We start from the raw sequence: 12734 nt of genomic DNA on the forward strand, positions 1-12734 counted from the left end.
AGTAAAGATGCAGCATAATTATATTCCTCCGGAGAACACAGTGTCCAGAAACATAATCATTACGGGAGCCGCTGGATTTATCGCCAGCCATTTCCTGATCGACCTGTTGTACAATAGGGCGAACGAGGTCGGGACGATTACCTGTCTGGTTCGGGACACGCTACGCGCATCCGCGCAGGAGCGGATGGCCGCAGCGCTCGCAAGGGCCGTCAAGGACGAAGGTCTCTCTGAACACTTCACCGTAATCGAAGCGCGCTTTGCGCAAAAATGCCGCGTTCTGGCCGCAGACATCGAGAAGCCAAATTGCGGACTGTCCGAGGCTGAGATTGATTCCATCGAAGCTACTGAAATGTGGCACTTCGCTGCGATGCTGCGGTTCAGCATCAAGCTTCGGCAATATGTCACCAAAAGCATCGTTGGCGGCACAGAAGAGGTCCTGGCCCTGTCAAAGCGGCTCGGCGTCACAACTTTCAACTACCTCTCAACCGCGATCGTTGCTGGCAACCACGTCGGCTTCAACAACGAATCCTTCCACGAAACGATGGACGGTGCCGATACATCTTACGAGCTTGCCAAGCGGGAGGCCGAACTGGCGGTGCGGGATAGTTGTGAAGCCGCCGGGATCGGCTGGCGCATTTTCAGGCCTTCGATTGTAGTCGGGCATTCCCAGACGCACGACGGCAAGACCGACACGGGATTCTACGGCCTCGTGACGATCTGCGCCAAGCTAAAGAACGAAATAGAAAGCAAGATTCCAGGCTTTCTCTCTCATCACCCGATCAAACTTGCCAACACTGATGAAAACTCGGCCATGAACCTAATCTACGTCGACGATGTCGTCGCGCAGATTTCGCAGCTGGCCGATCGCCCGGATTCGCTCGGTCACATTTTCCACGTGGTCAACAAGAGCCAACTGGCCCACTCCGAACTGCTCGAAGAAATGGAGCAGGTGCTGGGAATTAGGGTTCATTGCGTAAAATCAACCGATGAATTCGAACCATTGGATCATCTGGTTCGTAAACAAATGGGCGAATACGAGAAATATTTCAGCAACCTCTACGAGTTCGATACGTCAAACGTAGATAAATTCCTGGGAAGCGACAACGCCAAGAAAATTACACGAGCCGACGCCCGAAGTTTGATTGAGGTCTACTACGCGCGGTTCAACAATGAGGATAGTCGTGCGACCCTGTTCGAATCTCCGGTCGAAGATTTTGAAGCACGGTCCATTTCCACCGCTACGGGATCCCTTTCCTATCTGGTCGGCGGGAGCGGCAAGGTTCCAGTATTGATTATCAATGCCTATGGGCAAAGTCTTCATTTCTGGACAGAATTATTCAATCTGATGCGTGACGAATATCGCATCTATCTTTGGGAGATCAGAGGTACTTCGGTTGTTGCTGGTGGCATGCAGGGGTGCTTTTCAACCGAAGACCATGTGCAGGATGCTTTGCGAATCCTGGGTGCAGAAGACCTATATGATTGCAATCTGATGGGTTGGTGCACCGGGGGCAAAATCGCGCTTGAAGTTGCTTCGCGCGCCAAAGACCGCGTTGCAAGAGTGGTCTGCCTGACTCCATCTTTCAAAGGCACCAAAGGCGAAGATCTCGACACCCAATATGAAATAAGCATGGAGCCAATTTGCCGGGCAGTCGATCGTGCGCCGAAAAATGCCAAACTTGTTCAGGAGTTCATGGGCAGCTTCTTTGGCGGCGCAGACACCAGTAATGAAGAACGTGGCGGTGATCTGAGCCGGAACGTCACCGATATCCTCAACATGGTCAATCGCAATGTTCGGCCGTTGTTGGTTGCACCTTTCGTGGCTGAGAGCAGCATTCTGAACTACTCGCGTCAATTGCTCGAATTCTGGCAACACGACATCAGCAAGCTTTATTCGACGCTCGAAGTTCCGATCATGATACTCAGCGGTGAGCGTGACAATATCGCGGATCCTCGCCTAGCACAAAAGGTTGGGCGCAACTTCGCCAATTCGGTCGGGTTCCAGATCATTGGCGGATCTCACTATATTCACAAGGAAAATAGCCACAGCGTGAAGCGAATGCTCGATGCATTCATCGAGCATGGGGTCAATGCGCTCCCCGAAAGCGAGCGGGTCGAAGCGGCAGCATAGTCACAACCAACCGCCCCGTCAGGCAAATGGAATTGAAAGGCAGGATAATGGCAACTCAAGCGATCTCGGAAGAATACACCCTTGAATCCAACGATATCGATTGCCTGGCAATGGCCAGGAAGATCGCCCCGTTGGCGCGGCAACACGAAGCATTTGCCGAGGAGAACGGCCGGCTGCACGACGATGTTGTCAGCGCGTTCCAGGAAAGCGGGCTATATTCTATCAACACGCCTCCAGCCTATGGCGGGTCCTGCCCTTCCCCGCGAATTCAATGCGAGGCGATCATTGAACTGGCCAAGGCCGATGCTTCGGCCGGCTGGTGCTTCATGGTCTCGACCGGATTCAATTGGCAAGTCGGTCGCGATTTCGGAACCGAAGCCATGCGCGCGGCCTTCGCCGATCGCTCCAGGCACGTCGCGGGGAGCTTCATTCCAGCATTCTTCGCAAGAGCGGTCGATGGCGGATACATCGTCTCCGGCGAAAGCTCGTTCAACAGCAACGTTTATCGTTCAGGCTACAAAGTCGCATTGGCCCTGGTCCCGGATCCGACCAATCCCGCTGACATCGCCAAAGGAGAAGTGCCAGCAATCCGCGCGATGCTAGTCCCGGAGGAAGACTGCCAGATTGTCGAAAACTGGGACGTAATCGGTCTACGCGGCACCGGCTCCAACAATGTGAAGCTGACCGAGGTATTCGTCCCCGAAGCGTTCGCGATCGATATAATTGCACACGTCAACCGCAAGCCGGCCGAGTTCGACGAGCCGATTTACCGCCTGCCCTATGTCCCCTGGACCGGCTTCCATACCGCAGCGGTTGTGATTGGTATTGCCGAGCGTGCGCTGGACTCCTTCGTTACCCACACGACCAGCAAGATCATGCTGACCAATAAGTTGCAAAGCCAGGCAACCATTCCGGCCACTCGGGCCGCGATCGCCGAAGCCGCAACTATGGTCCGAACTGCAAAAGCACACCTACTTTTTACCGCGGACGAGGCCTGGGAAATTTGTCTCGCGAACCGTGACTTCACGCTTGAGGAAGAAGCGCATCTGCAGATGGCTGCCTACCAGACGACCGAGATGAGTGTAGCTGCAATTCAGAAGATCTTCGCGTCATGTGGCGCCGCAGCGATTTCCCGCAAGCTTCCCATCGAAAAGCTTCTGCGTGATGCACTGACCGGTCAGCAACACATCTCGGTTTCAGCGGACCGCTCAAAATCTACCATAAGCCGGCGATTGCTGGGCTTGCCGCGCGAATCCAATCAGCCTTTCGATTGATCCTGCAAATGGAAGCGCTTGACGTAATCGTGATCGGTGGGGGCATTGTGGGCCTCGCATCTGCGGCGCATTTGCGCCGAGATGGGTTGCGCTTTGCAGTGTTGGAGCGCGCCGGCGAGGTTGGAGGAACCTGGCGCGATCATGACTACCCAGGATGCGGCGCCGATACCGAAGCATCGACCTATGTCCCCTTGCTTGAACCGCTGTACTCAAAGAAACGCTTCGCGACCCGGGCGGAACTCTTTGAATACTGTAAATTATTTGCCAGAAAGCATGTGGGGTTGAAAAACATACGCCTCAACCACAGCGTTGTGGGCGCATCTTTTGAAACGAAGGATCACCTCTGGCACATCGCCACCAACAGGGGAGTCCTGCGCGCGCGATTTGTCATTTGGGCGAATTTTTCAGGCGCCGACGTGACAAAGGCGAAGCGCCCCGTTTTCGAAGGACAAGAGCAATTCCAGGGCACAATTGTCCACGCCAGTGAACTGCCGAATGATCCGGGTTATTTTCGGAACAAGCGTGTTGCGATTGTCGGCTGCGGAGCCACGAGCGTGCAACTCGTCCCTTCGATCGCGGACGCCGCATCGCGGATCACACTGATCAGCCGCACCACCCCCTATATCAAGAAGACGCGAATGACTCCGGGCCCAAAGTCCTTGCTGGGCTACCGCCTGCAGGGCGCAGTCCTGCGATGCAAGAATGAGATCATTTCGATTTTCGACAGCCACCCGCATCTCGAAGCCCTGTATCGCTGGCCCTATCGATTTCGCGAATATGTGCTGAAGCGCGACGGAATGCCAGCTGCGGCAATCCCGCCTTTGACGCAGCCGGTTCAGTGTACCCGCCGCGGGTATGACTACCTTGGTTTTCGCAACAGTCTGAAGCGACCAGATGTCGATTTCGTCTCGATTGCTGGCAGTTCCGGCATCGAACGTTACACCCCAGACAGCCTGATCGTTAACGGCAAGACGGTTCAGGCCGATATCGTCGTTCTGGCAACTGGCTATCACATGGCCGAAATAGCCTTCGACATCAGTGTTGACGGCGAAACCTTCAGCCTCGATCCACACAACATCCGCGGCCTCTACGGAGTGATTGACGGCCTGCCGAATTCCCTCCTGGCCATCTTCGGTTCGCCGCTTTGGATCATTCCGCCACGGCTTGCAGAATTCAATACCAAGACCTTCCTGAAGCTCGTGCGGCACATGCGGCGGAACGGGCTGACTTGTGCGCGGATCAATTCGGCCAAGGCCGCCAAGATGACTGCCATGGTCCAAAAGCTCAATCGCAAGCACATCGTCCTTCAACCCGATTGCCCCTCATACCGCTATCTCCTGTCAAACACCGGCCAAGAATCCGCAGGTCAGCTTCCATCCAAGACAGCTGCCAATCTGCCCTTCCTGCCCTTTCCAACCATCGTCATGGAATTGATCACCCGCCTGACTTTCTCGCCGCGGGATTTCGATTTCTCATCCCTTGGCCAAGCAAGTTCGGGCTCGCCAACTGCGCAAAAGCAGGTTGGCGACAAGGTGCTGCAGGATGCTTGACGACCAGGTTTCGATCCCGTTCGTGAGCCACACCCCTCGGGTGCAAGAGCTCAAGCGTTGGCTGCAAGACTACTGCGGGGCACGAATTGACTTTGCACTCGCCGACGAGCGCAAGTGTCTGCCGCCGCACGTAGTGCTCGATTTCGGCAACAAAGGCCTCTTCGGACTATCGGTTTCACCGAGCGATGGCGGACTGGGGCTATCAAACCGTGAATTTGGCGAAGTCATCTCGCAGCTTGGTGCGATCGATCCAACCCTTTGCCTGTTTGTCGGACTTTCAAATGTTCTGGGCATCAGGCCGCTTGAGCAGTTCGGCCAAGGGGCACTTCGCGATCGCTATTTGCAGGACCTGGCCGCCGGCCGCTTGCTGGGCGCATTTGCGCTGACCGAGCCTGCAGCAGGATCGGCGCCTCAAGCGATGTTGACCACCGCGCGGTGGAGCGACGGCGACTATGTGATTGACGGAACCAAGCACTGGATCGGCAATGCTTCCTGGTGCGGAATTATCTACGTCTTCGCCCGCACCATTGACGAAAGCGGCGCCTTCGTTGGCATAACCTGCTTCGCAGTCGATCGCGGCACGCCGGGTCTCCGCATCGGGCCCGAAGCGAAGACCCTGGGTATGCGCGCGACGGCACAATCCCGGGTTGTCCTTGATGGCGTCCGGGTGTCGCCAGGCTGCATCCTGGGCGAATTGGGAGGCGGCCTGGAGGTTGCGCAGGACACGATGATGCGCGGCAGGTTGGTCATAGCCGCCGCGACGATCGGTGCGATCAAGCGCTGCGCTGTCCTGGCAGACAAGTACGCGAACCGAAGGCAGATCGCGACCGGCCTGCTTGCGCACAACCCTGTAACCAAGCGCAAACTGGCCGATTTTACATTCCGCGCCGAGGCCGTGGAGCACCTGGTTTTCTCCGTCCTGGATGCAGTCGACCGCGAGCTTCCGGTGCCGCCTGCCATCCTGGCCGCCTGCAAGATTGCCGCGAGCGAGCTACTTGGCGAAGCCGCCGACGACTTGATTCAGCTTCTGGGTGGGCGCGGCTATATCGAACCGAATGTTGCCCCCAGGATCTGGCGGGATGCCCGGATTTTGCGGATCTTCGAAGGGCCGACCGAGACACTTCTGGCTCATCTGGGTTCAACCGCCGATCACTCACCTGTCGATCTCGTAGCCTTCGCCGCAGCCGCTTTCCCGGGCTCTGGTCAGGTCGAAAGAGCGTTAAGCGATTGCGCCGAACTGAAAGCGGTCATGGCCGGATCAAGCCAACCCGGTTCATCAATCGACCGGCGGCTGCTCATGCGGGACTATTCCGGCCGCTTGCTTACCTGGGCACTGCTTGATTGTGCCCAGCCGCCAGGCAGCCCGGCCAGAAAATGGATCCAGCGGCGCTACGCATGTGCGCTTGCCGAAATTAGCGCCGAAGCGGCTGATCCTCAACCGGCGGCTGCTGATCTGCGAGCCACGATTGCCGGTTATCGACAAGACATCGGCGATGCCGATCCCTTGGAAATCGGCGAGGACGGCTGCATCGATCCATTTCTTAGCGCCGCAGGCGCCGAATGCGAAAATAAGAAAAGAGGAGGCAGGGTCAATGGCTGAAACCACAAAGATCGATCTGGATCTTAAGGTGAAAAGATCAGTGCAAGTCTATGATACTTCGTTCCTCAATGGTTACGATCTTTGGGTACACGGCTTTTGCAACAAATATGCCTGGAAGTGCCCGACCGAACGGCTCATTGATCAATATCGCGATTTGACAAGCCAAAATCATTTAGAAGTAGGTGTAGGGACCGGATTTCTACTTGATAAGGCATCACTTGATCCAGCTGAGCGTCGAATTGGCATCATGGATTTCAGTCGCAATTGCCTGGATTATTCATCACGACGCCTGAAGAGATATGATCCGGAATTGTATCACCACGACATACTAAAGCCATTTCCCGAAAACTACACCAGCAGATTCGATTCAATTGGCATAAACTATGTTCTCCATTGTGTTCCAGGAGAATTCAGCAGCAAAGGCAAATCATTCGGAAATCTGAAGTCACTACTCAGTCCCGGTGGCGTATTATTCGGAAGCACCTTACTTGGCGCTGGCATAAAGCGCACTGCAATCGCCCGGGCACTTATGTGGGGCTATTCGAAATTTGATATATTTTCCAACCACGCGGACAGCGAGCACGCGTTGCGCAGATCTCTTAGCCAACACTTCACGGACGTCCGGATCGAAACCGTCGGGTGCTGCGCCTTGTTCGAAGCCCGCCGATGAACGCGCAGAAATCGGAGTTGAACGAATGACCGACACTATTGATCAATTGCGCGACGAGCTGACCGCAAGGATCCGCTCGCATCCCTTTCTGCGTTGCTGCCGCGATGGCACGGTAACCGCGCAAGCCATGCGCACTTTCCTTGAACAACAAGCGCTATACAGCCACCATTTCACTCGCTTCCTCTGCGCGCTGATGAGCCGCCTTCAAGGAAACGACCAGGTCTTGGCTCTGGCCGCCAATCTGTTTGAAGAACTTGGCCTGGATGGCGCGGAAACGATCCCGCACAGTGAGATTTATCGCGATATGTTGCGGAGTTTTGGAATTGCGCAGCCCGCCGATGACATTGCCCGGCCGGAAACACGCGCTCTGATCGCTGAGATGTACGAACTATGCCGTGACGATGATTGCGCGAGCGGCCTTGGAGCCTTGTGCCTTGGTGCAGAAGCTCTCGTTCCGGCGGTCTACGGGGATATCCTGTTGGGTTTGAAAGCCCTTGGATATCGCGATGAGGACTGCGTCTTCTTCCAGATTCACGTCGATTGTGACGATGGACACGCCGAAACCATGGAACAGATCATGATCGAGATAGTGACAAAAAGTCCGCACCGAATTCCGATCCTGACAACTGCCGGACGCAGGATTGTGGAGGCCCGATACAGCTTCTTTGATGGCATCCTGACCCATGCAGGGCAGCAGCTTGCGAACGTCGGCTAGAGCATCGAGGATCTCATGCGAGAAACGGCAATTACTTCTATCGGACAAGTCGACAGTTTCCAGGCTGGGAAGGATGATTTGAAGGCAGGCGCGCAAGCAACCTTCAATGCTGCGTTCGAGCCTGCGCGCATGTCTGCCCGAGAGAGAGTGGCTGCGGCTTGCCGAATCCTGTTTCACTTTGGACACGATTCAGGGCTTGCCGGGCAGATAACAACCCGCGGCGAACGAGCGGGGACCTACTTGACCCAGCCTCTTGGAAGAGGCCTCGACGAAATCTCTCCGGCCAATGTCCTGCTAGTGGATGAACACCTTGCAGTGCTGGAAGGCGAAGGCGTCCCCAATCCGGCGAACAGATTTCACAGCTGGGTCTACCGGGCGCGGGATGACGTCAACTGTATCGTGCACACCCATCCGATGCATGTGTGTGCGCTGTCGCTAACGGGACAGGAGTTGCAGGTGGCACAAATGGATGCCTGCATGCTGTATGATGAGATCGCCACGCTCGATCATTGGCCAGGCGTACCGGTCGGTAACGAAGAAGGTCGCACGATTGTCGATGCGCTCGGTTCCAAGCGCGTCCTCATCATGGCTCATCACGGACTGATCGTCGCCGCAGCCTCAGTCGAGCAAGCATGCGTGATGGCCGTCCAATGCGAGCGAGCCGCGCGGATGCAGCTGCTCGCCACCTCTGGAGGGGGCGAGATTCGTGCACTCGATCCGGCTTTGGCCCGGGAAGCACGTGACTGGACGCTTGATCCAAGGCGGATATCGGCAACCTTTGACTATTTTGAGCGAAGAAGCAGGTTCGTTGGAAATAATCAGCACGGATCTGAAAATTCGTATTGAATCGATAGTTTCCCAATGTCTTCAAAATATAAGATTAACATTTTCCATATCGCACACCATTTAGTCGCATAAAAAAGATTGGATTTATTTATGCAATTTGATTCCGTTCAGTCTCTAGAGCAAACCTTGATCGAAATGCTCAGTCAGGAAACTGATCTTGATATTCACGATATCGACCCGAAGGCATCGTTCGCTGCACTGGGTCTCGATTCCGTTGAATCTGTCAGTCTGGCCTGCCGTCTAGACGACATGTTCAGCGATTTTACTGTTAAGCCCGAGATATTCTGGGAAGTACAAAGCATATCAGAATTGTCCGAGGAACTATTCAGAAAGAGCCGCTCGATAATTCAGGAAGCCTAGTTGCTTTGATCAATCGCAATTCGAATCGACTAGTACTTCGGACAGCACGCCGGCTAGTGTCAATTGCAGCAATATGGGGATCGTAATGTTCAGCCAAGAGCTCTCGCCCACAAAGATGGAGCGCCGCACCAGGGCCAATTTCGGAGACGAAGTGCATCTAACGGTCCGCAATCGTCGTTTCTCTCGTGAATCCACCCCCAGCCGGTGGTGGCTGAACGGAGACCCGTTCGGATCAATATTCTTTACCGTTCATTCCGCCTCATTCCCGCGCGGCGAAGCCGCCTTTATCGACGCAGTAAGGGAATTTAGCGACGACTTGCCGCCAAAACTTTCCGGTGAGGTCCGCTCGTTTATGCGGCAGGAATCCAATCACAGCAGAGAGCACGCCATATTCAACAGGCTGGTTGAGAATTCCGGCTATGACCTTCGGAAGATTGATGAAATTATGGCCGAGGGAATCGCCAAGATTAAGGCCGAGCCGACGCTAGTCTGGCTCGGGACAACTATGGCGCTTGAACATTATACGGCAATTGCCGCGCATGAACTTCTAACGAATCCAATTCACATGGAGGGCATGGCTCCACGATTCGCGTCGATCTGGCGCTGGCATGCCATCGAGGAAATAGAACACAAGGCCGTCGCGTTTGATGTTTGGCTGCATGTCACGCGCGATTGGAGCGCTTGGAAACGCTGGAGGTTTCGATCGCAAGTCATGATCGTCGCAACAATCAGGTTTGTCCTGATGATCTGGAATAGCAGCAAGGAAATGCTGGATCAGGACGGTTTGTCGGGATGGAAGAACAAACTCCGGTTTCTGAATTACATGTTTGGCAAGCCGGGTCTCTATCGCCGCATGATCATTCCCTGGTTGCTCTACTTCAAGCCAGGCTTTCACCCTTGGGACGTCAATGACCGGCACCTGATTGCAGAATACGAGGCTGCGGAAGCCAACAGCAAGTGATCGCAAACTCGCCCGCCAGCGACATTGCCTTCACCCCGACCGTCAAGGCGCTCCAGGAGGCACGCGGGTCTCGCGATAGCTATGCACAGCTTGAAAAGCAGGGCGGCTTCCGAACCGAGATCGACGAAGGGTTCGAAGAGTTCATCGCAGGAATCGACACCGCGTATCTCGCCACCGCGAACGCGCAAGGTCAGCCTTATGCCCAGCATCGCGGCGGGCCAAAAGGTTTCATCCGGCGGGTTGGACCGAGAACACTCGCTTTCGCTGAATACGCCGGCAACCAGCAATAAATCACAAACGGCAACCTTGCCGACAACGACCAGGCGTTCCTGTTCCTTATGGACTATGCCTACAAGCGGCGGATCAAGGTCTGGGGTCGGGCGCGTGTGTCAAACGATCCCGAAGTCGTCGCGCGGCTGATGCCCAAGGGCTATCCGGCTAAGGGAGAGCGGGCAATCCTGTTCGATGTCTCCGCATGGGACATCAATTGCCCGCAGCATATCCCGCAGAAAATCGATCTGGCCGAGGTTGCCGGAGCCATGGCGCACCTCAATGCTCGAATTGCCGAACTCGAAACCGAAATTGCTGCGTTGCGCGCGCAGCTTCCTGGAGAAGCGAATTAATCAGTCTGCCGCCATCTTCGTTCACCGACGAGATCCCAGCACAGAATGTCCGTGCCTCTTGTCGTAGCCCCTGCAGGTCCCGCGGCCATAACGAGATTCAAGCGGTTTGATATTCTTGCTGCGCCAACGGTAAAGGCGCGCTGGTTGTGGCGCATCCAATTGGCAGGAACGCCCGGCGCGCTTGTGTCGGTGTTCGGTTGAGACTCCGTCTGCGATCGGATTTGCGACGGGTGTGGGCCTTGCTCGACTCTATGTCGATTTCCTCGAAGAGGGCGCTCTAGTATCGAAGGCAGCGCGCGAGGCGCGCCCATGGTCGATGATCCGGTTCCACCCCAACAATCCCCCCACATTCGAACGCGGAGTTGGAGAGATCATGAAGAACAATATAAGATACTGAAAGTGCGATCTAAGCCGAAAAAGCCCAGAAATCCCCGACTTTCCGGGATCAACCTGGCATTCGTGAGATGATATAGCTGGCGGAGAGGGTGTCCGCCCTGAATCTGTCATATAGTATTGATATTGCTCTGATAAAATGTTTCAAAAGCGCAATGGACCCACACTCAGACCCACACATCTAGATCGCTCAACATTGGTTTTGCGGACGAATTGAGCCGAAATCCATTTTATCATATGAAATATTATCATACCGAACGGTCTCCGCTAAATAGAAATGTCACTGTCGGGGACCCAGGGTGACGTGACCCCCTGATTTCCCTCCAAGATTGATTAGAGTCCGGCCCTTGAGAGAAGGAACGGACAGATGAAGCGACTACGATTTACAGAAGAGCAGATTATCGGGGTTCTGCGTGAGGCAGAGGCAGGCGCGAAGACGGCTGACCTGGCCCGCAAGCATGGCGTGTCGGAAGCGACGCTATACAACTGGAAGGCCAAGTATGGCGGCCTTGAGGTGTCGGAGGCGAAGCGGCTGCGGGCGCTCGAGGACGAGAACGGGCGGCTCAAGCGTCTGCTTGCCGACGCGATGCTGGACAACGCGGGTCTGAAGGATCTGCTGGCAAAAAAATGGTAACGCCTGCCGCCAAGCGGGAAGCGGTCGCGCATCTTCAGGCCCTGCTTGATGTCAGCGAGCGGCGGGCGTGCAGGGTCATCGATGCGGACCGGACAGTCATTCGCTACCAGTCGCGGCGCGATGATGGTGCTTTGCGCGAGAAGCTGCGGGAACTGGCGCATCAACGCCGCCGGTTCGGGTATCGGCGGTTGCACATCCTGCTGCGGCGCGAGGGGCTGACGATCAACCGCAAGAAGACCCAGCGGCTGTACCGCGAGGAAGGCTTGACCGTGCGGCGACGCAAAGGGCGCAAACGCGCGGTTGGTGCACGGGTGCCAGCTCCCGTTTCGGCGCTACCCAACCAGCGCTGGAGCCTGGACTTCGTGCATGATCAGATGATCACCGGTCGCCGGTTCCGGGTGCTCAACGTCGTCGATGATGTGACGCGCGAGTGCCTGGCGGCGGTTCCCGACACCTCGATCTCGGGCAAGCGGGTGGTGCGCGAACTGGCCGAGCTGATCGCGGTGCGGGGCAAGCCCGGTATGATCGTCAGCGACAACGGAACCGAGCTGACCTCGAACGCGGTGCTCGAATGGTGCGGCGATGCCAAGGTCGAATGGCATTACACGACGCCGGGCAAGCCGACCCAGAACGCGTTCGTCGAGAGATTTAACGGGCGGATGCGCGACGAGCTGCTCAATGAGACACTGTTCACTTCGCTGGCCCATGCCCGCGAGAAGATCACTGCATGGGCCGACGATTACAACACCGACCGACCGCACTCCTCACTCGGATACGCCACCCCGGCGGCCTTCGCCGCCGACCTCAAAAAGCAAGGGGCTGCTGCGCTCCGCATAGCCGGAGGCTACGCTACGCAGCCCCTTGCTTCACCCGCGCAACCGCGCAACAACGATGCCGAGGCTTTAATCGCAACTGGATGAAAGTTGGGGGTCACGTCACAGGTGTAATACAAGCTCTGGCCTGCTGCCGGTTTGGTG

Annotated in this window: 12 protein-coding genes; all 12 read left to right on the forward strand. The window is 56.0% G+C overall.

Features of this window, described 5'->3' with window-relative positions; genetic code table 11:
• Positions 1 to 40 precede the first annotated feature (40 nt).
• The 12 genes from B2V17_RS12880 (at position 41) to B2V17_RS12935 (ending at position 12677) form a co-directional block, all read left to right on the forward strand.
• Positions 41 to 2131: an alpha/beta fold hydrolase gene (locus tag B2V17_RS12880; RefSeq protein WP_292998317.1), complete on the forward strand. Its 2091-nt coding sequence runs from the start codon at positions 41 to 43 to the stop codon at positions 2129 to 2131.
• A 26-nt stretch (positions 2132 to 2157) separates the two neighbouring features.
• Positions 2158 to 3405, forward strand: coding sequence for an acyl-CoA dehydrogenase family protein (locus tag B2V17_RS12885; RefSeq protein ID WP_292998319.1), 1248 nt, complete (start codon positions 2158 to 2160; stop codon positions 3403 to 3405).
• Between the two features lie 8 nt (positions 3406 to 3413).
• A complete protein-coding gene (locus B2V17_RS12890; RefSeq protein ID WP_292998321.1) occupies positions 3414 to 4955 on the forward strand; it encodes a flavin-containing monooxygenase in 1542 nt (513 codons plus the stop codon).
• Positions 4948 to 6555 carry an acyl-CoA dehydrogenase family protein gene (locus B2V17_RS12895; protein WP_292998323.1) on the forward strand — a complete coding sequence of 536 codons (1608 nt, stop codon included), beginning with the start codon at positions 4948 to 4950 and terminating at the stop codon, positions 6553 to 6555. Before B2V17_RS12890 ends, B2V17_RS12895 begins: the two co-directional genes overlap by 8 nt.
• Positions 6548 to 7225 carry a class I SAM-dependent methyltransferase gene (locus B2V17_RS12900; protein ID WP_292998325.1) on the forward strand — a complete coding sequence of 226 codons (678 nt, stop codon included), beginning with the start codon at positions 6548 to 6550 and terminating at the stop codon, positions 7223 to 7225. Before B2V17_RS12895 ends, B2V17_RS12900 begins: the two co-directional genes overlap by 8 nt.
• A 25-nt stretch (positions 7226 to 7250) precedes the next feature.
• Positions 7251 to 7940: a TenA family transcriptional regulator gene (locus B2V17_RS12905; protein ID WP_292998327.1), complete on the forward strand. Its 690-nt coding sequence runs from the start codon at positions 7251 to 7253 to the stop codon at positions 7938 to 7940.
• 15 nt (positions 7941 to 7955) lie between these two features.
• The gene (locus tag B2V17_RS12910; RefSeq protein ID WP_292998329.1) at positions 7956 to 8786 is read left to right on the forward strand and encodes an aldolase; all 831 of its coding nucleotides are present in this window, start codon (positions 7956 to 7958) and stop codon (positions 8784 to 8786) included.
• Between the two features lie 90 nt (positions 8787 to 8876).
• Positions 8877 to 9146 (forward strand): acyl carrier protein, encoded by a 270-nt coding sequence (locus B2V17_RS12915; protein WP_292998331.1) that lies wholly within the window; start codon positions 8877 to 8879, stop codon positions 9144 to 9146.
• 85 nt (positions 9147 to 9231) lie between these two features.
• Complete coding sequence (locus B2V17_RS12920; protein ID WP_292998333.1) at positions 9232 to 10107, forward strand: metal-dependent hydrolase; 876 nt, start codon at positions 9232 to 9234, stop codon at positions 10105 to 10107.
• On the forward strand, positions 10104 to 10397 hold the full coding sequence (locus B2V17_RS12925; protein WP_292998335.1) for a pyridoxamine 5'-phosphate oxidase family protein: 294 nt from the start codon (positions 10104 to 10106) through the stop codon (positions 10395 to 10397). Before B2V17_RS12920 ends, B2V17_RS12925 begins: the two co-directional genes overlap by 4 nt.
• Positions 10398 to 10445: 48 nt before the next feature.
• The gene (locus B2V17_RS12930) at positions 10446 to 10730 is read left to right on the forward strand and encodes a hypothetical protein (protein ID WP_292998337.1); all 285 of its coding nucleotides are present in this window, start codon (positions 10446 to 10448) and stop codon (positions 10728 to 10730) included.
• A 760-nt stretch (positions 10731 to 11490) separates the two neighbouring features.
• Positions 11491 to 12677, forward strand: a protein-coding gene (locus B2V17_RS12935) for an IS3 family transposase (RefSeq protein ID WP_414690812.1) whose coding sequence is annotated in 2 segments (ribosomal slippage) — positions 11491 to 11743 and positions 11743 to 12677 — 1188 coding nt in all. Because the reading frame shifts where the segments join, the coding sequence is not laid out codon by codon here.
• Positions 12678 to 12734: the final 57 nt, after the last annotated feature.

The sequence above is a fragment of the Novosphingobium sp. UBA6272 genome (assembly GCF_002440635.1).
GTDB lineage: Bacteria > Pseudomonadota > Alphaproteobacteria > Sphingomonadales > Sphingomonadaceae > Novosphingobium.

Coding starts and splice junctions, on each gene's coding strand:
- B2V17_RS12885 (WP_292998319.1), top strand. CDS start 2,158: ATGGAATTGAAAGGCAGGATAATGGCAACTCAAGCGATCTCGGAAGAA.
- B2V17_RS12890 (WP_292998321.1), top strand. CDS start 3,414: ATGGAAGCGCTTGACGTAATCGTGATCGGTGGGGGCATTGTGGGCCTC.
- B2V17_RS12895 (WP_292998323.1), top strand. CDS start 4,948: ATGCTTGACGACCAGGTTTCGATCCCGTTCGTGAGCCACACCCCTCGG.
- B2V17_RS12900 (WP_292998325.1), top strand. CDS start 6,548: ATGGCTGAAACCACAAAGATCGATCTGGATCTTAAGGTGAAAAGATCA.
- B2V17_RS12905 (WP_292998327.1), top strand. CDS start 7,251: ATGACCGACACTATTGATCAATTGCGCGACGAGCTGACCGCAAGGATC.
- B2V17_RS12910 (WP_292998329.1), top strand. CDS start 7,956: ATGCGAGAAACGGCAATTACTTCTATCGGACAAGTCGACAGTTTCCAG.
- B2V17_RS12915 (WP_292998331.1), top strand. CDS start 8,877: ATGCAATTTGATTCCGTTCAGTCTCTAGAGCAAACCTTGATCGAAATG.
- B2V17_RS12920 (WP_292998333.1), top strand. CDS start 9,232: ATGTTCAGCCAAGAGCTCTCGCCCACAAAGATGGAGCGCCGCACCAGG.
- B2V17_RS12930 (WP_292998337.1), top strand. CDS start 10,446: ATGGACTATGCCTACAAGCGGCGGATCAAGGTCTGGGGTCGGGCGCGT.